The organism is Bradyrhizobium sp. Kon10, from assembly GCF_055807395.1.
Genome location: NZ_JBVVOZ010000015.1, coordinates 1 through 23,926, shown reverse-complemented (window position 1 = coordinate 23,926; position 23,926 = coordinate 1). Strand labels below are relative to the sequence as shown.

The window sequence follows — 23,926 nt, the reverse complement described above, 5'->3', positions numbered from 1 at the left end:
GGCCTATGCCGTGCTCGATGAATCCCGCAATGGCGCGCGACCGCCAAGGCGCCGATCCCGCCACCGGACAGCCTGCCGACTGGACACGGGCCAGACAGACGCCGGTCCAGACGGACACCGGCAACTTTGTGGCAGGCTTAGTCGACCAAGACCAGCCGCGGACGCTCGCCCCGCACCTGCGCTGGTACAAGGGCTCGACCGGGCGCTGCAACGTCACCGCCAACCCGAAATAAGTTGATGCCGCTTCCCTCCGCAAGCGCTTCGCCAATCGGTCGCCGGCAACGAACAACAGCCGGTTGGTCCGAACGCTCGACCGCCCGATCCGCGCGTCGTGAAGGAGCGCATCACCATGTCCGACCGGCAGCTGCAAACTAACCGACGGTGACCGTTTCGCCAGCGACCCTCGGATAAGCGTGCGCGAGACAGTGAGTCACCGCGCTGACTCACCCCTGTCTCATGAGACAGTCGCCGCAACGCCGACGGGCGATCCAGCTCTGATTGCCGTAACTTACGCTCGGTTTGCCCGGTTTGCCTCTGTGAGACAGGAGATGAGACATGCAACCCAAGCACTGACCCGGCGGCCAAGCCGATTGCGACCAATGGCTAGGCCACCGGCCCGGCCTGGATGGGACCCGATTGAGAGTAGCTCCCGCGCGTCACTGATCGACAGCCCCTCCGCTTCTTGGCCCTTGACCCGGCAGTGGCCCGCCGGTGCCGGTCAGCCGGACCGGCACGCCGGGCGCCATACTCGGCCGCGTCTGTTCATGGAAATGAGACAGGACGCGAGTGAGACACCCGAGCATTGGGACCGCGGCATCGTCTAGCACCGAGCGGTACACCGCACGGATGACCGAGCGATCGACCGGGCGGTGCATCGGTCGATAGAGGCGACAATGCACACTCTAGGGGCGGCGGCAACATGGCTGGCAGCTACGACGCGCCGAGTGTTTAGTGGGACCTGCGGGGCGGGAACCATAATCTGGCGCCTCAAGTTGCTGGGCAGATATCAGCCCATCCATGTTCCTGGTGGGTGCCGCTCGTCTCGCGCTCTCATTGCCTCAACCATCATCTCGTAGACACGTCGCAGTTCGGATCCGGGAAGCGCCTCTGCCCCTTGCTGGTCCAATTCGGGCAAAAAGGCGAAACCGAACGCGCGCTTGAGTTCGCGCTCATAGGCTTCAACGGCTGAATGGTATTCCGCGAAATAGTCGTGGGCGTCGCTTCGGTCGGACAAGGTGTTTTCTTCTCACTGTGGGCGAGGTTGCAGACCGAACAGGCCAGTTTGAGGCGGTGGCTTCTGGCCCTTACTCGCCCGCAACGGTGCATCTGCTCGTCGATTGAGCTGTTCACACATGGTTGGGGGCTGGTAGAAACCGAGCAGTCCTTGGCCTGTGTCGTCGGTGCGTGTGGTAGACCGAGGTAGGGTCTGCCGCTCGCATCCTGGAATCACCATCTGCAATCCAGCCCAGGTACGTTCCAAGTTTGTCACAGCGGACCTCCCTTGATCTTACCAATTGTCCGAGTCAGTCGCGATGTAGACGAGCGTTTCGAGCCCTTCGTCAGCAGCTAGTTTCCGCCCAGCTTCCTTCATAGTCAGCAGGAGGGACAGGGCTTCTTCTTTGGAAACGCGAGCGTCTCGGGCGAGCATTTCAGCAGCGGTCGGGTTATGAAACATGATAATCGCCCAACCCAGGATCTGATCACGCCTTTTCTTGCCGAAACCTTGCATCTCGACGGCATTTGTATTCGCTGCCCACATGAGCAGGTGGACCAGCGCCGTCGCCCTTCGCGAGCCGGCGAACAAGCCCATACGATCGACGACCTGTACGGCCCACCACCGTCGACCTAAAACGAGTACAGCCAAGCCCATGCAACCGCACACTCTTTAGTAATCCCCCGCACGATTGTAACTTAAAAGAGGTGGCCTTAAAAGCGGTCGCTTGGCGGTATCCCCGTTGTGAAAAAGACTCACAAGGGACCGCTCCGGGATGTGCTGGCGAGAAACATGCCCCGCCTGCGTGCCGAGCGTGGCCTGAGCCAGGAGGCGCTGGCGCATGAGTGCGGCATCAACCGGACCTGCCTGAGCGGAGTCGAGCGGTCTGAGCGAAACATCTCACTCGACAATATCGCGCGCATCGCCCGAGGACTCAGTAAGGCCATGGATGCTCCTGGACGACTGTTCTGGAGCTCAATAAGAGCCTCTTCGTTAGCTGAGCAGTCTCTCTCTCTCCGGTGCCCAGTTTTTTTGACGATAGATTGATGGTCCGGAAGCGTTGGGGCCACCATTGATCGACCAGCAAAATAGGCGACATGCACTTCGGCGCCTCTCCCTGTGGATCAGATCCTCAAGGGCGCGAATCCGAGCGACCTGTCCGTGCCTCCGGCGAAGTCCGAGTGCCGGCGCCACCGCATCAGCTTCGACTGGATGCTCGAGGGCTGTCTCAAGGGCCTCAAGAGGATGGTCGACGAGCACCGCGGGCGGGCGGCGGCTGTAGCGAGCACCGCGACCATCGTGGCCAAGTACGCGCAGCTCTCGCCGGAGGACCAGGCGATCGTGACGGCCAAGATCAAGCGCATACTGGCGGAGCGTGACCAATGAAGCGCCGTCGCAAGATCCACCGAAAGCGCGACCGGCAGCGGCTGATGACGCACCGCCGGCGGTTGAGGCGGCAACCTGGCGTCAATGGGTAGCGCGGTACGATCCATTATCGCGGATTGGTGACGAGTACCGCGCTACGCATTGGCATAGAGAACCCGCTGGCTCCCAGGCCGGCGGGTTTTCTTCCGACCCTGGGAAATTTACGGGTGGTGGTGCTCCGTCAGCTATCGCACGATCGACGTTTGCCGGGTGGTAAGGCGATCAGGCTCACCGCCCTTCAGTGCTGCTCGTCTGAGGCCTGTCTCCTGCATCCGCCGCTGAGCCGGTCTGCTAGGAACCAACAAGGGCAGCCGCCAATTATTAGACTTTCTAGTTTCGTTACGACCTGTCTCTTTGCGAGGCCAACCATGAATTTAAGAATAGGGATTGCGGTCGGCACCCGTGTCAAACTCAGCGAGCTCGGAACGATTCGATGTCCCGAGCTGGCTGGCCAGGCTGGGGTCGTTGTCGACATAAGCTCTCGTACGACGGGCATCACCGTTCTGTTCAATGGTGCCAAACGAGCAACAGTTCTTCATAGAGACTACCTCAGCCCAAGCTTTGACGAGGATTAACGATCGGCGCGTTCCACTACTTGCTTCTTCCTAATGAGGTACTCAAAAAGGATGTCAGGATAGCTGGCGCGGTCGTACAATCGCCCGGCTTTGTGCCCACTTCTTCCATTTTCCCCAGCTTCACTAAGCCGGTAATCTCCTTCGGTCACCTCGGATGGGGGATGAAATCATGGAAATATTTCGGGCGGAGCAGGTTCTCGTTATCGAGGACAACTCAAGCAGGGCGTGCCAAACCTGCGGCAAAAAAATGAAGCTTGTACGAGCGATGGTGGACGCTGCGAGCGGAGGCATCATCCACATGTTCGAATGTGCTTGCGGCAAGCGCTTCTGGGACGAGTAAGGCCTACTTCCGCCGATTCACCGGCAGCGAGCCCCGGTTCACGCTGGCGGGCCTAAGCATCGAGGCACGGGACGGCGGAGTTTTCGCAGATCAAGGCGAAGGAATTCTTGGCCGCAGCATCGTCGAAGCAAAATCGCGTGCCCTTGTCAGCTTGCTCGACCCACCAATCGGCCTTGCTTCCCCGTGCAATGCGGGAGGCTTCACCACGCAGATGATCCAGTTTTCTGCCGTAGGCCCGGACAATCAAACAATTCGTTTTGGCCATGGAAACACCTCGGAGGAAAATACAAGAATGGACAGTACCCTGTCTCTTCAGACAGCTCGACGTCAAGGCGGAGAGCGGCCCCGGCCTTGAAGGGGAGATGGGGTATCGCTGGGGCCGCTCCGCCGGCTTTTGAGCCAGCGACTCAGGAACAGCTCAGTGAGGGCTCCGTTCCGTGTCGCTCAGTGCTTCGCCGCTCTCTCAAGGAATTCCAGCATGGAGGGCGCCAGGTCCTCGAATTCGACGAAGCGACGGCGCAGCTCATCCGCGATATCCGCGGTCACATCGCGCGACCATCCCTCGGTCGTGTTGAAGGCGACGATGCGAGCTGGACGAATGTAATGGCCTTCGATCAGGTGCCGCAGCAGAGTCGCACGATTGCCGTCCTCTTCCGCCGTTTCGGACCAGGCCCGGCCGAGACGGCCGCCAAAGTCCTCAAGCACAATGTAGACATCGTGGTTGGCCGCACTCTGCGGCACGATGGATGGAGAGTGAGCCATGAAAACGCGCTCGACCAGAGTTCCTTCAGGACCGAACATGAGCCCAAACGGTCGAAAACCCTACGTCTAAGAAGGGGTAGGCAGCAAAGGGCTCGGTCTGGGCCACCATCACGGCATCGCAGCAATCCATGGCTTGACGACGATCGGCGATCGGGAGTCTGATCCGCCGCATGGGGCGGCATCAGCACGACGCCGACGAGCTCGCGCGCATGGAGCGGGACCAGTCTGGACCGCACTGATCATCACTGTGTAGGCAATGGCCGATTTGCGCGGAGCCGTTGCCTATTTGGCACACTTCGCGATTATCGCGCGGCCAATGTTCGGTATGCCAGGTAATCGACAGACAGTGTCGGGGAGAGGTGAGTACGGTAGAGGCGGGTTGGTAGGCGTATTCGCGTCAGTTCGCCATGTCGGAAAATGTACGATTCCACCAGTTAGCTGAGCTGTGTAGGGAACGGGCGGCCCAAGCTCGACAGCCCATCGATGCAGAGCCGTGGCTCAAACTTGCTGACGACTGGCTCGAACTAGCACGAGCCGACCAGCAAGGACACGGCAACGGGGAACCTACGAGCCGCGCTGCATCCGATGAACGGCGATAAGAATATCTGGCCGCTCGAGCACTTCCACCAGCCTGTCCAAGATAATGCGCTCGTTGTTCCGGGCCTCGGTTCTAAGTATTCCTCGAGAAGCCGCGCAACGTCCGTGACACCTGCCGTGACAAGAACGATGCCGCCACGAGTGTCACGGCTGCTCAATCGCCGGTCTCACCTGATCGCGTTCAACTTGCTCTCGTTTGCACTTCCGCCGAGGACGGGGAGAAGGATATGGTCCGCGACTTGCTGGCACAGGGCTCGCATATCTCGGCCGTGGCGCAGGCGACTGGGCTGAGCCGGCAGACCATCCATCGCATCAGGCAAGATCCAGCAGCGGCGGAGGCCGCAATGGCTACTTGGGCGAGCCGTGCGGCTTAGCTAGTGAGCGGAGCGGCAGCAAAATGAAGCGTCTAACAGAATATCTTCAGCACGCCGTGACGCTCGAAAACCTCGCCGCGGATGAGCGGGACCCACACTTCAAAGCCCTGCTCCTCGAACAGGCCCTTGCATATCGCCGCCTCGCGGAGAAGCGGGCTGAGGAGCTCGGCCTGCCGCCACCCGGCCCACCGGAAGGTGTCAAGGGGACCTAACCATGTCGACAGTCGCCGGCTATACCATCTGCTTCGCTTGCAAAGGCGTTGTGCGGCAGATCACGATGGCGCTCGACGACGATGCCGAGATCGAAAAGCGGCTCGTGGCAAGATTTGGCGAGATCGAGATCATTTCTCGTGCCGGCGTTGGTGCGCGAGCACTTGATCTATTGCAGCTTAAACCCGGCGAGTGGGTCGAGTGGGTGCCCTCTGCCGGCAAACCTGCATCATGGCCTGATTGAGCGGGCGATCGAGCGATGAGGTAACACGGCTATTCCGCCTGGGGAAAAAGCAAATCTGCTGCGGTTACATGACGCAAAAAGCGCTGTAATGCTCTCCTGAGTCGAGGGTTGCAGCATGCTATTGCTACTTCTCGCGGCCGTTCTGGTCGGCGCGCTGCTTTTCGTGGCGTTTGCCGCTAAAACCAGCGTTCACCTGTTGCCGCAAGTCCTCAATCTGACGCGGAGTCTGCGCGTCAGTCAGGCTAGCTTTGACTGTGCAGAGACCGCGCGCTCACTTTCGCGGTTCGGAGGTGCAGCATGCTCAGCTGGGTTGCCGTGCTTTTCATTTTGGTGAGCGTAGCGGTGTTGGTTGCGCACGCGATCGATGCCATCCGGACTGACCCAAACGAAAACGCCGACTTCCAAAACCCCTGCCGGCTTCAAATCGGAATGCCGGCCGGTTTCATTTCGGAATCGTGGCCAGCTTCAAATCGGAACGGTGGCCGGCTTCAAGTCGGAATACCCGGCCGGAATAAATCGGAATCCGCAGCCAGCTCGTCCGCGACCTCGCTGGTCGCGTCGGGAGACCAGCCCTCGACTGCATTGAATGCGACGATGCGGACCGGATAAGCTCGCTAGGTCCCAGAGCAACTGCCGCGCGCAGCCACTACTGCCTCAGGCTTTTCCCGCCAAAAGCCCATGAAGTGACTCGGGCGGCTCGTGAGGTTGGTGAACAGGCCCTAGGTATTCTGCCAGTCGACGCAATCCTATTGCCATCCCGTTTAGGCGCGCCGCTTCATACTCCGCTAGATTCGCCGTGCACGCCCATCCGTCGCACTGGTCGGCAAGATGTTCCATCTGCGAACTCGACAGCAAGCCTAGTGTGCCTGCTGGAGGTACAGCGAAGAAATCAACCAGGGCAAGTGCGTCCGCTCTCGCGAATGGCCCCTCCGGTGCGCCTCGTCGCTCGATGATGCACCGCAGAAAGTTTGGAAGATTCCGTATTCTGCGTCGTCGCTCAGCTTCAGCCTCTTCGAGAGCCGCTTCTTTGATGAGCGTGAGCTTACCCTTCATTTCGGCGATCTGGTCAGCTGACGAGCTTGCCGCAATATTCTCCGAAATCTGAGCGTACCTGTGCGCGCAGAGTTGGACGTAATACTCGGGCTCGAATTTTCTGATCATTAATGAAGCCTGCCCAGCACAGTGCGCGCTCCTGTAAGGCTCGCACAGGATACAACAACATCAGCGCTTCGAAGTGGGGGAGGAAGCATAGACGCAAGTTATTGACTTTCCACGAGATGGTAAGGCGGCTTCCGAGTAGCACGATTGGACGCACGCAGGTTCACGCGCTAGAGGCATGACGAAACTTCGAATCTGCCGATGAGAGAGCCAGATCGGTCGCGGTACTCATAGACATAAACTGCACCCGCATCGATCTTTATCCGGCTCTTGGCGCATGCAGCATCGCGTACTTTCTGCTTACGATCTGCCAAATCGAGCTGAGTTGGTCGCGTGACCAGGAACTCCCTCGTTAGCGAAAAAAAGCCAACCTGCGCACCAACTAGGGTCATGTAGGAGTTTATTGGTTTTGGTATCAGCAGGCCGGCGGCTTCAGTTTGCAGGATTTTGTGAAGCTCAATTTTCGAATTTATCCTTTCGCTTACCCAAATCGAAAGGGCAATCACAATTGCAGCCAGTGGCCCTGGGTAGCTTTGGACAAAGGCAGACAGCGCGCGCGCGATGCGGAAACGTTTTGGCACTAAATCGCGGACGGCAACGCTCAGCTCCGATGGAGTCAAATATCCGAGGCTGCCTTTCGAGGTGTGCGCTGCGACCATGTAGAGGCGGCTGAAGCCAAGGAGCATGGCCGTAAGGTCGACCGCTTTTTCCTCCTCGCGCAAAGGATGATGGATCGAATCCAGGACGACATGCGATAGTTCATGCGCAATGGCGATTGCGACTTTCTCGTAGCTGTTCGCTTCGAGAAATTCCTTGCGAAGGAACATTCTAATCGAGAGTTTCGTAAACTCAGAGCTGCCGTAGAACGGCACGTTGGCTGGCATCTCGACCCACGCCGGAGCTTGAGTCATTTCCTTGGGACCACCGCTGTTTACCCAGCCCACCAGAAGACGGACGTCGAGATTCATGGCCCTCCGGATGAGGCGCACCATGCCCTCGTAGTCACCCACCCGGTGTAGGGCTTTTAATCTTCGCGCCGCGATAGGTGGGACATGAGGAAGATGCTGCCGCAATTGTGCGATGAAGGAGCCAACATCTATATCGCCCACGACACCAGCTCTCCCGCTCCCGCGTTATCCATGCACTCCGGCGGCGCCTTGAGCCTAGCCGAGAGGATTGCTCCCAGTCCGGGCGTTCTCACGCCTTTTCACTGGACGGTCCAAACCACGCATGCCGCTACCTGCACGTTGTAACGCTATCCCCCTCGCCCAAACCGATAGTAGTGCACGTGATTCCTTCGTCGCTTGCTGGAGCTTTCCCGGAAGGAGCTGGCACTGCGAACGGCGAAAAGTCGAGCGCGGGCGCGTGCTCCTCCTCGTTCTCTCGGCGTATTTGGCGGGTCCTTTCCCGCTGGTAATCTTCCGTCACCGATCTGGCCAAATTTGACGTAGCGGCGCGGGGATCGAAGTCTACGCCCTGGGCTTCCACTGAAGAGCCGACACATAGCACGACCATTAGCGACAAAGCGAAACGTCCAAAGCGCATGAATTCTTCCCCCGCAACTAGCGAATGTAACTTAAAAGCGGTCGCCTTAAAAGCGTTCTTCCGTCGAAATCACAGGGGTGAAACGAACACACAAAGGCCCGCTGCGGGACGTCTTGGCGAAGAACATGCGTCGCCTTCGCGCAAAGCGAGGGCTCAGCCAGGAAGCTTTGGCATATGAGTGCGGTATTAACCGGACCTATTTGAGTGGCGTTGAACGATCTGAGCGGAACGTCTCGATCGACAATATCGCGCGCATAGCCCGCGGCCTAAAGATCGATCCTTATCTCCTCCTCAAGGATGACTGACTCCATTTTCACACGGCCTGCGCGCACGCCGGATTGTCAAGAATGGCCGCCAGTGCGTTTGGCTCACCGCGCGTGTACCGCAGGGCCGGCTCTTGAGCTTGATCCAGAATTTTGCCGGCCACCGCCAGGGGCAGCGGAACGGGGCTCCTCCACACAGTCGATCCTAAATGCATGATCTTTGTGCCAAATTCGGCTTCGAGTAGAGGGATTCCGCGAGTAGCTACGGTGAATTGCTACGAGCCAACGCAAAACTACGGGTTCACTGCAGGCATCAAAATAGGTCGCCGTGCTCCGCCGAGAGGAAGAGGGGCCTAAGCAGCCTGCAAAGAAGGTTTGTTGCGATCGAGTGGGAAGACGTCCTCGACAATGGCGATAACTCTACGGAACTAAGTCACTTACGAACGGTGAGCAGGTCGGATGCCTCCTTTACGTCGCCCGATAGACTTCGCGCGCACGTTAGACTGCCGCGAGAAGGTGTAGTTCGGAGGCAGCACCCGATTCGCAGCCTCGCTTGGGCTCGTTCTGAACAGTCTCGCCGCTTCTCTCCGAGGTAACGACACCGATGAAAGCGTGCGCGCATTCCTTGTTCAGGCCGCGCGACCCAAAGGTGCCGATCCATTGACAGACGGTCGGTCGGTTCTCACATTCGAGCCATGACAGAGGAAAAGGATAAGGGGAGGGGATCCAGCCCCGCCTCCCGTGGTGGCGCTGGAGTCTACATCGAGGGCGAGCTCGGTGCCTATTATCTGTTGGCAATGCTGGCCGACACGGAAGCTCGGGGAATGTCGGGTGTGAAGATAGTCGGCGTGCACTTTCAGGGCGTCGATCGGGGCTTCGCATTGGATGACCTGATCGTTGAAGGGGCCGGTTCGGCCGGCGACGCGCTGTTGGAAATCCAGTCCAAGCGGGATATTACCTTTTCCCCAAAAGATACGACTTTCGCAGAAGTAGTGGCGCAAGCCGCTCGCAGTCGAGCGATGAACGTGCCGGAGGACAGGCATCTGCTGGCTGTTGCGACCCAACGCCAGAGCAAGTCTATCACTGGCCCTTATCAGGACGTTCTGATGTGGGCGCGCGCAGCGGAAAGCGGCAAGGATTTCTTTAAGAGAATTGGGACCAAGGGCGTTGGAAGCGATCCAATGCGCGTTTTCGTCGCAACGTTTAAGACGAATCTTCTCGCCGCCGGTGCAGTCGGTGATGACGACGTTGTTTGGAAATTGATCCGGCGCTTCGCGATCCTCGTTTTTGACTTCGAATCGACGGCGCCACTTGCGCGCCTCCAGGCTCTTGCGCTGGCGAGACAGGTTCTCGCGGACGAGGATGTCTCGCGCGTGGAGAGCCTCTGGAGCGACCTCATTGAGATTTCGATCGCGATCGCTAAAGTTGGAGGTTCGATTAGACGGAACGACCTGCGCCTGAAGCTTGTGGAGCGCGGGTACCGTCTCGCCGGAGATCGAGACTACCGATCGGCACGCGCTCGGTTGGCTGATCTGGCCAGGATGACGCTAGCTGGCATCGGAACAACAGTAAGGGGGGTAAATCTTTCCCGCCATCAAGCGGTCGCAAACCTAAACGAGGCGCTCGATGGACACAGGTTTGTACAATTACGCGGAGGGCCAGGCGTCGGGAAATCTGGCATCCTGAGGCTGGTGGCTGAGCGCTTCGGGCGTGAGGGTCAATTGATCGTTCTCGATGCGGTCTCGACCCCGGCGGGAGGATGGCTCGGGTTTGCGCAGGCATTAGGAGTTCCTGGCTTAGCGAGAGATTTTCTCAATGACTTAGCCGTCACCGGCGGCGCCTTGATTGTCGTCGACGGCATAGAGATGTTCGCTGATCTAGGTAGGCAACGCACCGTTAACGAGCTTCTACGCGATGCCGCAGCCATTCCAGGCTTCCTCATTCTCACCACCACGCGTGCCAATGACGATGTCGGTGCGGGGGACTGGATGGCGGAGGATGTAATCGCGTCGTTCGGCGGGGTCCGTTCCGTTGCTGTCGGCGAGCTAAACGACGAAGAAGTGAAAGTTCTGTCGGAAAAAGCACCAGAACTACGGTCGATCCTCGCGCCGGGACATCCAGCTGGCAGCATCGCACGCAATCTCTACAGGTTATCGCAGCTTCTCAAAGCACCGGCATCCGGTGAGATTCGGACCGAGGCGTCGCTTGCGAGTCATTGGTGGTCCACTGCAGATAACGCGGCCAGCGGCTCCATAAGGGCTGGCCAGCGCATTATTGCCAATCTCGCGGGGATCAGCCTAGCAGGCGGTTCCCTAATGGAGCTAATTGAGGATTCTGCCGCTCGCTCGCATCTTATCAGGTCGCTGACACTCACCGAGGTCAGACGCGATCAACTTGGATTCTATCACGATGTCCTTCGAGATTGGGCGATTGGACATCTACTCCACGAGGATCACGCAAGGCTATCGCGAGTCGATCTTACTGTGCCGGCTTCGCCGCGCGTCGCGCGTGGCATCGAGTTCGCCGCGCGTTTTGCTTTAGAGACATCGCGCGACGGCTCCCAATGGTTAAGCCTGCTAAACAGATTGTCCGCGGCGGGAGCGCATAGCTCTTGGCGGAGGCACGGACTACTCGCGATAGTTCGCTCCGAAGTTGCCACAGAACTTCTGGATCGCTCCAGCAATGAGTTGCTCAGGTGTGGTGGCGCGCTCTTCGTTGAACTCGTAACGGTGATCGCTGCGGTGGAGACTACATCGACAGCCGAGCTCTATGCCTCGATGCAGATAGCGATCGACAAACCCCTCCCGAAGTCGCTTCGCACTAACACGACCAGCTCAGGCTACAGGCTGCTCCATTGGGTGTTGACCCACGCGGATAATATACCGATCCAGTCGATCCACGCCGTCGTCAATCTCGTCCAGATTCAGCTGCAGCTGCTCTTGACGGTGCCCCGGCTGGCTTCGCCAACCGCGACCATGCTGTTCAATTGGCTGCGTCAATTTGACGTGCGGGATGCGACAGTCACGATTCCTACGGACCCGACCGCTGAGCGGTTGGACAGCGACGTTCGACGTCGAATGGTCGAAGATCTCCAGACCATGGCACTTCTAATGTCCGTGCATTCGCCGGACGAGGCCAAAGCCTACCTCCGCGAAATTGACGCGCAGCGTGACAATTACAAAGTTAAGGCGATACGGCAGTTCAGTACAACGTTAGTCTTGGCTGCTCCGGCCGAATTGGCCGAGCTGATAGTCAATAGCCTCATCGAGAGGCGAGGCCGTAAGTCTCGTTATGGCGCAGCGGATGGCCGCGCCTTCAGCTATGCCGACGACCACTACCTGCCGGCTTCGCCGGCTCAGCCGCCGTTCTTGAATCTTCTTCTCGCGTCGCCCGAGCATGGACTTGCGCTAGTGCGGCGTCTCGTGAGCGCAGCAGTCGAATCTCACAGTGGCGCAAGAGAGTCAGGCAAGAACGGGTTCACGGTCGTATTCGATGATGGTCCGCGCTTCTTTCCCTGGACCCAAACCTATTTCTGGTCCCGTGACCAAGCGCGCGAGTATTCGGCAGCGTCTGGCCTCAAAGCACTTGAGGCGTGGGGGCATCATCGCCTGGATGCTGGTGAGCCAGTTGAAGCGGTGCTCTGGGACATTCTCGGCCCGGTCGGTAGTTGCGCCGCGTACCTACTAGTTGCCGTAGATGTTTTGATATCTCATTTCCCGGCGACGCGATCGGCCTTGGTGCCCTTCCTCGCCAACCCCGAGCTTCTTGCCGTCGAGCGGCAGCGCCGCGCCCTTGACGGAAGCGGCCGCGGGGGCTTCGTGATAGGCGTCGAGCCTTCTGGGAGTGTCACGCTTGCGGACTTACAGGCCAAGCCGTCGCGCAATGCCTCGCTTGAGGACATGCTGCGAGCGTTCCTGTCCGCCGATACCGAGGCGCGGAAGTTGAGAGATCGTTTACACGCTGCAGTCGAATTGCTTGAGCCGTATGATGGGCACGCCGATTTTGCTACCCCGGAGTTCATGGGGCGTTACGCGCTGAACGTCCTCAATATGGAGAATTGGGAGAAGGTTGAACGAGGCTACATTTATCGATCGCCGCCGGTTGAAGCCGCGCACCTTGAAAGCCTCGATGTTCGCCGACTTCGCCTGGTACGCGAAAGCGAGATTGAAGCACGCATTGGGCTTGCTATCGACGGAACAGGGCATGCGACGCTGGAGACGGCGCGGGACGCCGTCGAGCATGCTAGCGGCGCGGTGCCGAACGGTAGTGATACTGACTCATTGAAATCCCGATCGACCCGATTGGTCGCAACCGCGCTTCTGGTCGCTCGCGATGGCGACGATGACCTCCTTGATGCGCATGAAGTGTGGGTACGGGAAGTCATTAGACTGGCTCTAGAGGAAAAAGCTGACCGACGTTCCGGCCACAGCGAAAGCCTGCGCTACAATCGCTCCGCTCTCGCGACCCTAACGCTGCTCCACCTTTGGCGCAGGCGCAATTTAAAAGCGGATCGCGACACATTGGTACCGCTTGCCGCGCATAGGGGTGGGACTTGCGCGCCGGCATTTGCCGCAGCAGTTTCCATGATTGTGGGCAAGGATGCTAGGTTACTAAAGGCAGCAATGCGCGCGGCGTTGACTGGTTGCGTCTGGCGCTGGCATCCCTACAATGACGACAAGACCGTGCAGCAGCGCTTCGAGAAGGAGCGCGACGCGACCGCAAAGGCAGCCGTTGCTGCCGAGATCGATTGGCTTGACGGTGGGGCGGAGCCGGCGTGGCCGGCATTTCCAGACGAGAAGCCGGTTGTAGGAAACTCACATCGGATTCGAGTTCCGGGAGATACGGAGCCGGAGCTCGACGGGGACTTTGCCGAGGAAATGGCCGAAGGCGGCGCAGGAGTTCATCTCGAAAGCCAGTCAGCGGCGAAATGGCTTCGGCTCCTTAACGAGCCGGCCGGGAAGAGCGTGGGCTGGGCTACCGAGATCGTTGAAGCATACTCCGGCTGGAGCAGCAGAATAAACGGCTCAGGGCTGCCACCGAACGCCGAGGTGGACCATTTGCCCAACGAATGGAACGCGGAGTTCTATGCGCTACTCGCCGTGGTGTTGTTGGATGGGGAACCGCAATATTTTGAGGGTCTTCTTGGGCAGGTCACGAATCTCCCGGATAAGTCGTTCTGCCATGTCGCTGAGACGCTCCTGCATGCCGCCGATGTCCTCTACTTTAACCAGGCATCGCGAACGCCACAGCTGCCGGTGGAGTTGCGCACACGGATAGCGGCCCGAGCGATTTCGTTGAGACGTTGGCAGTACAACTACGCGCCCGGCGACCTATCGATCGACTACGATACGGGGGGCATCGTCGCGAAACTCCTCCTCAATACACATGACCCGTTCCAAAGTACGCGCAGCTATCTCGTACCGGCGGTCGCCGATAGGCTGGACCCATTACTTGAGCCAATGCGCCGACTTTTGTCCGGTGGGCCAACGAGCTTCGTCGCCTTGTGTACGATGAACATGCTGATGGTCGCGCCACGAGCAAGGCACTTAGATTTCTTGCTCGCGGCGGTTGAGGCGTGGTTCGAGCGATTGCCCTCCGACGTCGGCCTTTGGGGCACGCTCGGGGTCGGTCGGAAGGTCGTTGCTTGGTTCGAGGCCACAATGCTTGAGGAGCCCGCGCTCTTGGCACCTGCCCATCCAAAAAGAGTGCATATCGACCGCGTTCTCGGCCAGCTGGTCGCAGTGGGAATCGCAGAAGCCCATGAGGTTGAAATGCAGGTTGAGCGCGTCGCGGCGAATATTTGGGGAGGCCGCCACTAACGGATCACCGCTCCTCCGAGCCGGAACAACCAACCCATTGGATGCTCTGCAATTTCCGTGTCTCGTCCTGAGGGTTGGGTGATTAGCTACGGTGCCAAGCTACAACTATGCGCCATTTGCGACCACCCCCGACACCAAGGGCAGGGGACTTCGCAAGCCGCTCTAATCGGCTGAACACTTTTGATGAAGATCCAGACGCGGGTTGATTTCGACGCTGACAACGCGGACCTCGGGCGCGCCGATTTCGCGGTGCAGTAATGATTAATGCTTCGATGACTGAGAGGCTTCGCGTTCTGCGATTTTCAATTGCCAGATTTGTAGCGCCTGGATCAGCGGGCTCAAGCGTTGCTGCCGAGCTTGCACGAATTGAGTAGGCGAAAAAGCCCAAGCCGAAGAAGCCGGCGCGGAAGACGTTCGCGCATATTCGCCACTACAGTGAAATTTCAAGGTGACGCGCTCGACGCTCGTGGTGGACTGCCGATCCGTCAGCAGTAGCCATCAGCAGCGCACGCCATGTCCGCCACAGTATGGGTTCGGAAGTTCAGATAGGAGGGCGCCACGATCACCAAGGCTGTTCCGGATAGGACGAGCAAACAGGCAATCACAATGCGCCGCGGAACGCGCTTTCCATTTGAATAGATCATGATTCAATTGCTCCGCTGAAGCTGGAGTTTTGCGCCCCCGCGGACGGAAGCAATTGTGAGCTAGTTCATAGATTGGAGATTAAGTTTGAAGTCGGAGGCGCAGCCCAGCAGCGGGTTGATATCGACGCTGACGTGCGGACTTGATCCGCGCCAACTTCGGGGTGCAGTAGTTGCCTAAGGAATGATTTGAGAACGTAAAATCTGAATGGGTTGAGCGCGCCCGGTCACATGTACCTCGGCGCCAGCGTCCGTCGTCTCAATCTTCTTGATCGTGCCGGCGTTGTACGGGTCCCGGTCTAGATGTCCGCGAATGGGGAGCCCCGGCTCAGCAATGCAGAGCTGCTGGCCGTCCTCGTGAACCCAGGTAAGACGTGAAACGGTCATAGGCTCCTCGTCGCGCCGCTAGCCCGAACCAACCGACTTTGTGAAAGACCCGGCCGCTGAGCCTACAAAATCGCCAAAGAACGTGGCGATCCGGCTCCGCGCCTCGGACGTATCAGCGCCCTTTGCTTCCGCGATCGAGTCTCCAATTGACTTGCCGCCCAAGTTCGGCGGCATAGCATTGAGGGCGGCAAGTGCCTTGGTCGTTAACCGGAGGCGTTCGCGCGGAGTAAGGCCCGCGCTATGTACAAAATCCTCTTCGTTGAGCCATTGCAGCGTTGCGCCAAAGACTTCTTTGAACATGCGACCGGATTCTAGTTTTGCGGTCGGATCATTGACCCCCATGATCAGCATCACGGGATAATCGTCGATATTCACCCGAATCGGGTGCTGCTCCAAAAGCTGATCGAGGATGAGCCCCGCGATGGCTGCAAACTCACGCAAATTGGCCCGTTCGCCCCCCATAAATTCCCTCTATTTACATATCCAATATATCGGCAGCCGTTGACGCTTGGGCGCTCTCCAGCACCCGCTACATCTGGGAAGGTTGGGCACCAAGCGTGGGGCGCACCGCGCTCTCAATGATCGCAACTGCGTGGATGTCCTGAGAGCGCCGATCAGGGCTGTCTGGCTTCGACAAGTCCCAAATATCCTTTTCCAACTCCCGCCAGAACTCAGGGTCGCTGCGAGGCTGACCGACGTTTTCCCTGAGCATATTGCTTGCCAATTGAATCGCGTTAAGCGTCTGCACTATCAGTTCAAATGCGCGCGGAACATCGGTCCCGAATAGGGCTTGCGCCCGGTATTTCTTGCTCAGGAGCTCAGATACAAAGTCCATCTCCTTTTGCAGGCGGACAATCGGAACGTAGTACCCATCTCGGCGCTGAGCTTCAGGTTCGGCCTCGTGGGGCCGCCGCTCTCGAGTTTTGCCTTCATTGCCAAATGAAAATGGACCGCGAACGGCGCGAACAACATCCTTCAGCTTGTAGAACGATGCGAGAAGATCTTCACCAAACTCGACGGTGCGGCGGTAGTCATGAAGCCTCTGCTCGTATCTAAACCTGCGCTCAGCAAGGCTCGCCTCCGCCTCCAATTTGCGTTCGGCCAATTCCTTCTCAGAGGTGATCTTTTCGAGATTGATGACTTGAGACGCGCGCTCGACAAGTAGTGCCCAATGATGGTCACGCCCCCGACACAACCGCCGCGACAAGTGCGGGGCCGACCAGTGTACTCAAATCCATTGTTGCAGCTCCTCGCAGGGTTCAACCTGAACGGGCGCGGAAAGGCAATGGCCTCCTATACAGATATTTACTCTGAACGGCCATTGCGTCGCCGCGACTCAGGGGGGCGCCCTTCCGCAGCGGTTCGCGTCTCGGACGACTTTGCCGATTTTTGGATATCTCCGGCGTGTACAGGCAAGGTGGCCCAAACAAGCAGGTGGAAAATGGTGGATTTTTATTTCGGTACTACGCTGGTCGTGCTCGCTTCCGGTTCGCGATGATCGTAGCGACCTGGGCAGCCGGTGAAATTGAGCGGACGTTGCGTCGATGATCTTGGGCGCGGTTCGGGTTATAGCTCCCGTCCCATCGCGGGATGGCTCCGGTTCTTCACCTTGACCCAATGCTTCTGCCGGCCGCCCCGGTATGGCCGCTCGCGGTGTTTCGAGACCAACCCCTCGAGGCCCATTCGGCAGGCGGCGCGGTACAGATCGGGGCCGATCTCGCCGCGCTCGAACGGCGCCACCGTGATCCCATCCGGCCGTCGCGCTAACAGGCGCTGTAGATTTGTCTTTCGCAAGTGCAGCGGCAGGTTGCGAAGATCGTCACCACCCATCGCCAACACGTCGAAAGCATAGAGCTGCACCTCATGGTCGTGCCTCCGGGAGTGCAGCGCGTTGAAATCGGAAACGCCGTCGATGCCGAGGATCACCGCCTCGCCGTCGATCACGAAATGGGTCTGTCGGTTCTTCAGCGCCGCCTCGGCAATCCATGGATAGCGCTTGGTCCAATCGGTGCCGTTGCGCGAGAGCAGCCGCACGCGCTCGTTCTCCCGGATGACCAGCATCCGATAGCCATCGTGCTTTACCTCGTGGATCCAATCCGGTCCTGATGGGACCTGCTTGCCGGCAGTCGCCAGGCAGAGCTCGTACGCCATACGCATGGGCGAAAGATAGGAGCGTGAGAGCAATTTTGGGAGTCGGGAACAAACGGCAACGCACCCCGTTCTCACTGTGCTCCGGCTTCAAGCCCCCCTGCAAACCGGAGTATTTGATCCCCGGCTCCTGCGCCTCCCCGACGCAGGGGCCGTTTTTTATCGGAACCATCCCAAAATGGCATCGTTGGCAATCACCGGCGGCGTTCCAGCTGTTGGGAGATGACTGCCCGTGCTCTCTCCAGATCATGTCCTCCGTGCTTGCCCGAATTGTCATGCTTGGCCGATGCCTGCCAACTTCATCCGCCCGATCTGGCCAAGCCAGTCGCCCCAAATTGAGTTTCGGTGCGCAAGGTGTGGTCATGAAGAGACCGCGCAGGTCGAAAGCACAGGCGAGATGAAGCCGGTTAAGAAGCGGCGGAGATGGTCACCTGAGATTTTTCGGTGATACAGCCGAGCGCGAGGAACGGCATGCGAGGGAGGGAAGCCGAAAGACTTTCTCAAGGATTGAGGGTCGATGCTCAAGAGATCGCGGGAAGAGTTCCTCAACCACCCCTTTCGCGATCGGACATAATAGCCCGTCGGCGCAAATGCCGGCGGTTTTTTTGGGGAAATTTCCGCGGCTAGCGGCTAGGCCTCAGCAATCAACGTCAGCTTCAGGCGTTCGGCTTCCTCCCTCGTAAGGTTGGCCGCCCAACCGCCGGCCTCAATCAGAGCTGGGCCCTTGCGTTCTCGATCATAAACCATCCAGCCCACGCTTCCCTCCCGTATTAAGAACCTGGACTGTGAACGCGCGCTCTCATTCACGATCGTACTCTCCGAATTGCCCTGCCGTTCGTTAGTATTCGGAATGAAGCAAGCTACGCATTGCATTTGCCCATGTGAATCCGGAGGGACAACTCGCCAAGTTCCCTCCGAAACGAATACAGCTGATCACCGATTTGTCCTAGCATCGCGATGCTTGGCCTCCTCAGATCCAAGCACCTCCAGCGGCCCCGGCCCGGAATCGCAAAAGCCCCGATGGCCGGGGCCGTCCTTGCCCGCCGCGTCAGTCCCCCTGACTTTCTCCTCACGGTCTGACGAGCTTGGACCGCATGCCGATCAGCACTGTGTAGGCAAGCCGCCGCCAAATCAGGTTCATCAGGACTCGCATGTTGGCTTCCCCGTCTTGGATGCCGCTGACCCCGTCTGTTTCAGGAGGATTTCGCCGGGGTGCGAAATGGCTTCGTACCGGTAGCGAGAGGGAATGCCGGTTCACGCTGGCGGGCCAGTTCTCTGTCGCATTTGCAGTGGCCGACCCGCCGCAAAAAAAATGGCCCCAGCTCCGGGGCAATGGGAACGATGGAGCTGGGGCCCATCGGGGCCGCCCTTGGGGAAGGGCGTCAGGAAAACCCGATAGCCGGCAATGGGTTCCTGTCGTTTAGGAACAGCAACCTGACTGCCTGAGTTTATATGCGGGACAAACATGGAGACGCTGGTGGTATTGACTGGAACCGTAGTGATGATCATCGTCGTTACCCGCGGTCTGTCTAAAGCCGCTGGGAAGCGCGGGGAACTCTCGGACTTGCCGCTTGTCCTTGAATAAAGTCCAACGCAAGCCGGCTGCTCATAGAGCGGAGCCAACAGTTCATACAAAAGTCAGCCCGATCGTCACGCGCCGTCGGCAGCTCGTCCAAGAATACATTGCCGAGCAGCGGCCGATTGCCGAGAAGCTCCACCGCAACATGAACTAGGCGCCTTTTCGGAGGCGCGCCATCCTTCTGTGCATTTTTGAACAGTTCCCGGAACGAAACACCTCGGCATAAATCGCACGGTTAATGACGAGGACTCCACGAGTGTTGAGTAAGAAATACCTGGTGGACCAAGCAGCAACGCTATTGAAGTTTGCGAAGGCCACGACCAGTCCAGACGTTGCGGCGGGCCTTCTTTCCAAGGCAGCTGATCTTTCGTCCAAGAGCGAAGAGGCCCCCGAAACCAGCCCCCACGCGCCGGAGGTGGAGCAGTCGGAAGACTGACTTTCCGCCGCCGTCCGCTCCGCGAACTGCAAAAGGAAAACGCGCGGGACCAACTCATGCGCAGGGATGGTTGTGCGCGTGGAGCATCGTGCGATCGCCGGTCAGCTTCTGCACATAGTCGTCGATAGCGTCGACAAGCTCGTGCGCCGGTTCGCCTGCCTTCTTGCCGAACATCAGGTACGCCGAAGCCGCTCGAGCTCGACCAGATCCGCGTTGACGGCTTCAGCCCGCGCAAGTTCGCGGCGCTTCCGTTCCTGCTCGTCGCGGTAGGCTCTTGCAGCCGCGCGGTTCTCTGCCTTGGTCATGGCGCCATCGAACCTTGACCGTGGCACGAGTCAAATCGTCAACAGCTTGGGCCTCCGAGCGCGCACGAGCTACTGCGCGTCGTGGCCAGTGTGGGTGTGGCAGGATAGCTGGCTTGAACCTGGGCACCATAGGTGCATATTCGGCGGATGCTCGAGCAGCGACCAACTTTCATGGCTCGGAAAAATCCCGGACTTGGCTGGGGTGTCGATATTCTGTGGCCCGACGGCGAAACGGAAGCAATCAAGGGGTTTGTTACGGAAGGCGACGCGGTCAAGTGGATTGCCGAGCACGAGCACTCCAAGCCGTGGCAGGGAAATACAAACCAAAAGCCATCGCTAGCGCCTTAGAAAACTCGTCCCACCCTCCGGAAATGGATCGACTGACAGCACACTGGCGTGCGGTCCGCGGCCATGGGCGGATTCCCAAGGGCGAGATAGTCGGCCAGCGCCATCATGGCGAGCTCATAGCTTTGCTCGATCTTGTCGGCGGGGTTCATGCGGGCCATGCTCAAGCAGGTCCGCGCAGGGGCAGCGCCAGTTGGACAGCAAAAGGGCGGCTGGCGTTCGCTTCGATGAAAGCACGCAGCACCGGCGCGATCTCGCCGTCCCCCATGTCGCGCCTGGCCAGCTCGTCCGCAACCTCACTGGTCGCATCGCGAGACCAGCGCTCGACCACATTGAAGGCTACGATACGGACCGGATAGGCGTATTGGCCAGACAGCAGATCGCGGATGAGCGTCTCGAAGTCCGTGTCCTGCTCGTCCGTCTCCCGCCAGGCGCAGCCCGCGCGCACGCCGAAATCTTCCAAGACGATCGCGATCGAGGCGATCCAGCGGCACGATCGAGGGCGAGAAACGCATACGCTTACTCCGGAACAGGGAGAGACGGCCCGGCGTCGAAGGGATGGGACGGTATGACCGGGGCCGCTCCGCCGGCTTGGGCAAGCCAGCGAGTGAGCCAACGGCGCAGTGAGCACGCCGTTCCTCACAAAGGCTTACCGGCGGCGTGTCGTGGCGCACGCTTCCCGATCCGCGCGGCCGGCTTTTGCAGAATTTTAATGTGTTGCTGGAGCAAGAAGGCGAAATCTGTCAGCGACTCGCGCTTATATGGTGCCTGGTCGCAGCCGCCTGCGACCAGGCGGCCGGGCGCCATGGTCCTCCTGCAACCCCAGGGCCAATGGATGCTCGGCCGCTGCAGCTAACAGGGGGCGATCAGACTAGGCAACACCGCCTGACGCGATTCCTGCGCGAAGCCGAAGACCTGAGACTTAAATGCCACGCGTCGCGCGGCGAACCATCAGATAGCACGCGGCGAGCGAGGAGACCGTTCCAAGCTGGCTTGCGGAGGATGAATGAATATTGTCTGTGCTGACAAGAGCGCAATCCTCGCACCTGAACAGCCAAGATCTCGCATGTTCGCCCAAAAACCTCATCGGCCGTAAGCAAAGATCGCACTTCCGAGCTGGCTTGTTGCCGCCAGCTTCCGTGAAAATGAATTTCATCTCCACCTCAGGTCATACGAATCTGATTCGCGAGGAAGTTAAAGAGGCCGCGCGGCTACAGTTCGCGATTGATGGCGGCGTGTTGCCTGTTCTTCACCTTGACCCAGTGCTTCTGTCGGCCTCCGCCGTAGGGCCGATCGCGGTGTTTCGAGACCAAGCCCTCCAGACCCATGCGGCAAGCGGCGCGGAATAGGTCGGGGCCGACCTCACCACGCTCAAACGGTGCCGCCGTGATGCCATCCGGCCGCCGCGCTAGCAGTCTCTGCAGGTTTGTCTTTCGCACGTGCAGTGGCAGATAGCGAAGATCGTCCACGCCAAGCGCCAGCACGTCGAACGCATAAAGTTGCACCTCATGGTCGTGCTTCCAAAATCACCGGCTCGCCGTCGATCACAAAGTGCCAGCGCGGCCTCGGCGATCCAGGGGTAGCGCTTGGTCCAATCGGTGCCGTTGCGCGAGAGCAGCCGCACGCACTCATTCTCCCGGATGACTAGCATCCGGTAGCCGTCGTGCTTCACCTCATGGATCCACTCCGGTCGTGAAGGGACCTGCTTGCCGGGGTGGCCAGGCAGAGCTCGTACGCCATACGCATGGGCGAAAGATAGGAGCGTGACAGCATTTTGGGAGTCGGGAACAAACGGAAATGCACGCCGTTCTCTCTGGGCTCCGGCCTCCAGCCCCCTGCGAACCGGAGTCCCCACGGCCCCAGCCCGCCGCCAATTGGCTGGGGCCGTTTTTATCGGTACGATCCGAAAAATACATCGTTGGCAATCAGCGGCGGTGTTCCAGGCTATTGGAGATGACTGTGCTCTCTCCAGACGTGATTGCCCAAAGTGTCATCCTTGGCCGATGCGGCCAACTTCATCCGCACGAGCTGCAGCCGCTGCAAATTGAGTTTCGGTGCGCAAGATGTGGCCATGAAGAAATCGTGCAGGTCGAACGCACAGGCGAGATGAAACCCGTTCAGAAGCGGGGGCGGAGATGTCACCTGAAATTTTTCGGTGGCACAGCCATCTCAGAGAACTACGCCGCCGGACGGCAACGAAATACGCCGCTTTACGCTGGCGGCCTGTTCGCGTCATTGCCTGACGAGCTTGGACCGCATGCCGGCTAGCATCGTGTAAGCAGCGCGCCGCCAGATCAGGTTCATCAGGACTAGCATCTTGGGATCCCCGCTATTCGATGTCGCTAGATTCGAACAGTTCTGTTTCACGGTGATTTCGCCGAGGGCGGAAAATGATTTCGTCCGGACCAGGAGCTTGGCCGCCGGTTCACGCTGGCAAAAGATCTGATGGGGTGCGCATGAGAACGGCCCCGATCACGCAAAGGAGCAAAGCATCGGGGCCGCCCTTGCCAGCCGTTTGGAGGAGACCAACGCCGGCGCGAGATTGAACCACCGTTGAATACACCGGGCAACCGGACAGCCTTTCTGACAGGCTTGGAGAGTGGCTGAGTGGCATTGCGTGATTGGGCGCAAGGGGGCGCCGGTTCACACTGGCACTTTCGTGCCATCCTACAGGTGGCGGCCGGCCCCTCTAGTCGGCTGCCTCGGCCAACTCCCGCTAACCTGCGCCGGTTCACTCCGGCGCCTGCTTACTCTCGTCCCGTGAAACAGACCGACTCTGCGTGCATACTTGGCGGATGCAGGTGCCATGCCCCAAATGCAAAGTGATCGTCGCCGTTGGCAGAACGAAGTGGTTCTTTGACGGCGGCGAATGCAGAGAGCTTCGCGGTATCGTTGAGGTCGATGCCAACGAATATGAAAAGTGCCCGGTCCTGATCGAAGCCGTGTCTAAGGCCGGCAAGAATGCCACTAGCTGAACGAGCGCCATAACGCCGCCTTAAGGCCGTATCGGTTCTCGGGTCTTCTGGCCGGAGAGACTGCCCCGGCGTTGAAGGGAGCTGGGGTATCGCCGGGGCCGCTCCGCCGGCTCTGTCCGGGAGAGCCGACCAGAAGAAGCGGCCCGCCGAACACACGGTTTCCTATCAGAGCAGGTCCGAAGTGCTGGCACAATTTCAGCTGCTGAGGTTTAGTTCGTTGCTAGCCAATGGCAACCACGATGCCTCTTACTCTGCGGCAGATCGGCACGGATGATTACACCGTCCACGAGGACCGGCAGCCAGTCGGCCGCCACCGAACGCTCGCCCGGGCTCTGGCAGTGGACCTGCGTTGTGACACTTCCGGGGGCGCCTTATGGGGATGCCGGCTCGCTTGATGAAGCGAAGGGCCGCTTCAGGATTGGTTGGGAGCAGTTCAAGGCGAAGCATACGGCGGAAGAGTTGGGGATGGCCTTCACAGAGATGAACCACGGCAACCGGCCCGACCGCATGTCAATCGGCGTTCGACTGGGACCCCCTATCGGCATCCAAAAGGGACCCCTTTGATCGGCGTGCTCTGCTGGTAGC

Annotated in this window: 23 protein-coding genes and 1 pseudogene; 10 read left to right on the top strand and 14 right to left on the bottom strand. The window is 59.2% G+C overall.

The window, feature by feature from the left end; all coding sequences use genetic code 11:
* Positions 1-29: 29 nt before the first annotated feature.
* Positions 30-233, top strand: a complete 204-nt coding sequence (locus tag AC0L2O_RS21165) for a hypothetical protein (protein WP_473371057.1) — start codon at positions 30-32, stop codon at positions 231-233.
* 773 nt (positions 234-1,006) lie between these two features.
* On the opposite strand, the gene AC0L2O_RS21160 is transcribed toward AC0L2O_RS21165, so the two are convergent.
* Together AC0L2O_RS21160 and AC0L2O_RS21155 are read right to left on the bottom strand one after the other, a co-directional pair.
* Positions 1,007-1,234, bottom strand: coding sequence for a hypothetical protein (locus AC0L2O_RS21160; RefSeq protein ID WP_473371056.1), 228 nt, complete (start codon positions 1,232-1,234; stop codon positions 1,007-1,009).
* A gap of 273 nt (positions 1,235-1,507) precedes the next feature.
* Positions 1,508-1,810, bottom strand: coding sequence for a hypothetical protein (locus AC0L2O_RS21155; protein WP_473371055.1), 303 nt, complete (start codon positions 1,808-1,810; stop codon positions 1,508-1,510).
* Positions 1,811-2,005: 195 nt separating this feature from the next.
* Between AC0L2O_RS21155 and AC0L2O_RS21150 the strand changes: the two genes are divergently transcribed.
* Both AC0L2O_RS21150 and AC0L2O_RS21145 read left to right on the top strand, forming a co-directional pair.
* Positions 2,006-2,260, top strand: a complete 255-nt coding sequence (locus tag AC0L2O_RS21150; protein ID WP_473371054.1) for a helix-turn-helix domain-containing protein — start codon at positions 2,006-2,008, stop codon at positions 2,258-2,260.
* Between the two features lie 72 nt (positions 2,261-2,332).
* Positions 2,333-2,599 carry a hypothetical protein gene (locus AC0L2O_RS21145; protein WP_473371053.1) on the top strand — a complete coding sequence of 89 codons (267 nt, stop codon included), beginning with the start codon at positions 2,333-2,335 and terminating at the stop codon, positions 2,597-2,599.
* A gap of 1,006 nt (positions 2,600-3,605) precedes the next feature.
* On the opposite strand, the gene AC0L2O_RS21140 is transcribed toward AC0L2O_RS21145, so the two are convergent.
* Together AC0L2O_RS21140 and AC0L2O_RS21135 are read right to left on the bottom strand one after the other, a co-directional pair.
* Positions 3,606-3,818, bottom strand: coding sequence for a hypothetical protein (locus tag AC0L2O_RS21140; protein ID WP_473371052.1), 213 nt, complete (start codon positions 3,816-3,818; stop codon positions 3,606-3,608).
* Between the two features lie 179 nt (positions 3,819-3,997).
* Positions 3,998-4,315: a hypothetical protein gene (locus AC0L2O_RS21135; RefSeq protein WP_473371051.1), complete on the bottom strand. Its 318-nt coding sequence runs from the start codon at positions 4,313-4,315 to the stop codon at positions 3,998-4,000.
* An 824-nt stretch (positions 4,316-5,139) separates the two neighbouring features.
* On the opposite strand from AC0L2O_RS21135, the gene AC0L2O_RS21130 reads away from it, so the two are divergent.
* From AC0L2O_RS21130 to AC0L2O_RS21120, 3 genes are read left to right on the top strand one after another with little or no spacing between them, the layout of a single operon-like run.
* Complete coding sequence (locus AC0L2O_RS21130; RefSeq protein WP_473371050.1) at positions 5,140-5,286, top strand: helix-turn-helix domain-containing protein; 147 nt, start codon at positions 5,140-5,142, stop codon at positions 5,284-5,286.
* Positions 5,287-5,309: 23 nt separating this feature from the next.
* Positions 5,310-5,498 (top strand): hypothetical protein, encoded by a 189-nt coding sequence (locus AC0L2O_RS21125; protein WP_473371049.1) that lies wholly within the window; start codon positions 5,310-5,312, stop codon positions 5,496-5,498.
* A gap of 2 nt (positions 5,499-5,500) precedes the next feature.
* The gene (locus tag AC0L2O_RS21120) at positions 5,501-5,740 is read left to right on the top strand and encodes a hypothetical protein (RefSeq protein ID WP_473371048.1); all 240 of its coding nucleotides are present in this window, start codon (positions 5,501-5,503) and stop codon (positions 5,738-5,740) included.
* Positions 5,741-7,068: 1,328 nt separating this feature from the next.
* On the opposite strand, the gene AC0L2O_RS21115 is transcribed toward AC0L2O_RS21120, so the two are convergent.
* A complete protein-coding gene (locus AC0L2O_RS21115; RefSeq protein ID WP_473371047.1) occupies positions 7,069-8,007 on the bottom strand; it encodes a hypothetical protein in 939 nt (312 codons plus the stop codon).
* Positions 8,008-8,568: 561 nt separating this feature from the next.
* On the opposite strand from AC0L2O_RS21115, the gene AC0L2O_RS21110 reads away from it, so the two are divergent.
* Together AC0L2O_RS21110 and AC0L2O_RS21105 are read left to right on the top strand one after the other, a co-directional pair.
* Positions 8,569-8,748, top strand: a complete 180-nt coding sequence (locus AC0L2O_RS21110) for a helix-turn-helix domain-containing protein (protein ID WP_473371046.1) — start codon at positions 8,569-8,571, stop codon at positions 8,746-8,748.
* Between the two features lie 653 nt (positions 8,749-9,401).
* Positions 9,402-14,525 (top strand): hypothetical protein, encoded by a 5,124-nt coding sequence (locus AC0L2O_RS21105; protein ID WP_473371045.1) that lies wholly within the window; start codon positions 9,402-9,404, stop codon positions 14,523-14,525.
* 818 nt (positions 14,526-15,343) lie between these two features.
* Here the strand turns inward: AC0L2O_RS21105 and AC0L2O_RS21100 are convergent.
* The 4 genes from AC0L2O_RS21100 to AC0L2O_RS21085 form a co-directional block, all read right to left on the bottom strand.
* Positions 15,344-15,553 carry a hypothetical protein gene (locus tag AC0L2O_RS21100; protein WP_473371044.1) on the bottom strand — a complete coding sequence of 70 codons (210 nt, stop codon included), beginning with the start codon at positions 15,551-15,553 and terminating at the stop codon, positions 15,344-15,346.
* A gap of 18 nt (positions 15,554-15,571) precedes the next feature.
* Complete coding sequence (locus AC0L2O_RS21095; RefSeq protein ID WP_473371043.1) at positions 15,572-16,015, bottom strand: hypothetical protein; 444 nt, start codon at positions 16,013-16,015, stop codon at positions 15,572-15,574.
* Between the two features lie 67 nt (positions 16,016-16,082).
* A complete protein-coding gene (locus AC0L2O_RS21090; protein WP_473371042.1) occupies positions 16,083-16,658 on the bottom strand; it encodes a hypothetical protein in 576 nt (191 codons plus the stop codon).
* Positions 16,659-17,119: 461 nt separating this feature from the next.
* Positions 17,120-17,614 (bottom strand): ATP-dependent DNA ligase, encoded by a 495-nt coding sequence (locus AC0L2O_RS21085; protein WP_473371041.1) that lies wholly within the window; start codon positions 17,612-17,614, stop codon positions 17,120-17,122.
* A gap of 1,925 nt (positions 17,615-19,539) precedes the next feature.
* On the opposite strand from AC0L2O_RS21085, the gene AC0L2O_RS21080 reads away from it, so the two are divergent.
* Positions 19,540-19,716 (top strand): hypothetical protein, encoded by a 177-nt coding sequence (locus AC0L2O_RS21080; protein WP_473371040.1) that lies wholly within the window; start codon positions 19,540-19,542, stop codon positions 19,714-19,716.
* Positions 19,717-19,889: 173 nt separating this feature from the next.
* On the opposite strand, the gene AC0L2O_RS21075 is transcribed toward AC0L2O_RS21080, so the two are convergent.
* The 5 genes and pseudogenes from AC0L2O_RS21075 to AC0L2O_RS21055 form a co-directional block, all read right to left on the bottom strand.
* Entirely contained in the window at positions 19,890-20,021 is a 132-nt protein-coding gene (locus AC0L2O_RS21075) for a hypothetical protein (RefSeq protein ID WP_473371039.1), read from the bottom strand.
* Positions 20,022-20,365: 344 nt separating this feature from the next.
* The gene (locus AC0L2O_RS21070) at positions 20,366-20,518 is read right to left on the bottom strand and encodes a hypothetical protein (RefSeq protein ID WP_473371038.1); all 153 of its coding nucleotides are present in this window, start codon (positions 20,516-20,518) and stop codon (positions 20,366-20,368) included.
* A gap of 11 nt (positions 20,519-20,529) precedes the next feature.
* Positions 20,530-20,881, bottom strand: a pseudogene (locus AC0L2O_RS21065) (hypothetical protein).
* Between the two features lie 696 nt (positions 20,882-21,577).
* On the bottom strand, positions 21,578-21,835 hold the full coding sequence (locus tag AC0L2O_RS21060) for a DNA ligase-like domain-containing protein (protein ID WP_473371135.1): 258 nt from the start codon (positions 21,833-21,835) through the stop codon (positions 21,578-21,580).
* Complete coding sequence (locus AC0L2O_RS21055; protein ID WP_473371134.1) at positions 21,775-22,017, bottom strand: hypothetical protein; 243 nt, start codon at positions 22,015-22,017, stop codon at positions 21,775-21,777. Before AC0L2O_RS21055 ends, AC0L2O_RS21060 begins: the two co-directional genes overlap by 61 nt.
* Before the next feature lie 302 nt (positions 22,018-22,319).
* On the opposite strand from AC0L2O_RS21055, the gene AC0L2O_RS21050 reads away from it, so the two are divergent.
* A complete protein-coding gene (locus AC0L2O_RS21050; protein ID WP_473371037.1) occupies positions 22,320-22,634 on the top strand; it encodes a hypothetical protein in 315 nt (104 codons plus the stop codon).
* The last annotated feature ends 1,292 nt before the right edge of the window (positions 22,635-23,926 follow it).

Coding starts and splice junctions, on each gene's coding strand:
- AC0L2O_RS21075 (WP_473371039.1), bottom strand. CDS start 20,021: ATGACCAAGGCAGAGAACCGCGCGGCTGCAAGAGCCTACCGCGACGAG.
- AC0L2O_RS21055 (WP_473371134.1), bottom strand. CDS start 22,017: ATGCTAGTCATCCGGGAGAATGAGTGCGTGCGGCTGCTCTCGCGCAAC.
- AC0L2O_RS21125 (WP_473371049.1), top strand. CDS start 5,310: ATGAAGCGTCTAACAGAATATCTTCAGCACGCCGTGACGCTCGAAAAC.
- AC0L2O_RS21165 (WP_473371057.1), top strand. CDS start 30: ATGGCGCGCGACCGCCAAGGCGCCGATCCCGCCACCGGACAGCCTGCC.
- AC0L2O_RS21105 (WP_473371045.1), top strand. CDS start 9,402: ATGACAGAGGAAAAGGATAAGGGGAGGGGATCCAGCCCCGCCTCCCGT.
- AC0L2O_RS21085 (WP_473371041.1), bottom strand. CDS start 17,614: ATGCTGGTCATCCGGGAGAACGAGCGCGTGCGGCTGCTCTCGCGCAAC.
- AC0L2O_RS21155 (WP_473371055.1), bottom strand. CDS start 1,810: ATGGGCTTGTTCGCCGGCTCGCGAAGGGCGACGGCGCTGGTCCACCTG.
- AC0L2O_RS21050 (WP_473371037.1), top strand. CDS start 22,320: ATGACTGTGCTCTCTCCAGACGTGATTGCCCAAAGTGTCATCCTTGGC.
- AC0L2O_RS21110 (WP_473371046.1), top strand. CDS start 8,569: ATGCGTCGCCTTCGCGCAAAGCGAGGGCTCAGCCAGGAAGCTTTGGCA.
- AC0L2O_RS21140 (WP_473371052.1), bottom strand. CDS start 3,818: ATGGCCAAAACGAATTGTTTGATTGTCCGGGCCTACGGCAGAAAACTG.
- AC0L2O_RS21120 (WP_473371048.1), top strand. CDS start 5,501: ATGTCGACAGTCGCCGGCTATACCATCTGCTTCGCTTGCAAAGGCGTT.
- AC0L2O_RS21095 (WP_473371043.1), bottom strand. CDS start 16,015: ATGGGGGGCGAACGGGCCAATTTGCGTGAGTTTGCAGCCATCGCGGGG.
- AC0L2O_RS21135 (WP_473371051.1), bottom strand. CDS start 4,315: ATGGCTCACTCTCCATCCATCGTGCCGCAGAGTGCGGCCAACCACGAT.
- AC0L2O_RS21150 (WP_473371054.1), top strand. CDS start 2,006: ATGCCCCGCCTGCGTGCCGAGCGTGGCCTGAGCCAGGAGGCGCTGGCG.
- AC0L2O_RS21100 (WP_473371044.1), bottom strand. CDS start 15,553: ATGACCGTTTCACGTCTTACCTGGGTTCACGAGGACGGCCAGCAGCTC.
- AC0L2O_RS21070 (WP_473371038.1), bottom strand. CDS start 20,518: ATGAACCCCGCCGACAAGATCGAGCAAAGCTATGAGCTCGCCATGATG.
- AC0L2O_RS21130 (WP_473371050.1), top strand. CDS start 5,140: ATGGTCCGCGACTTGCTGGCACAGGGCTCGCATATCTCGGCCGTGGCG.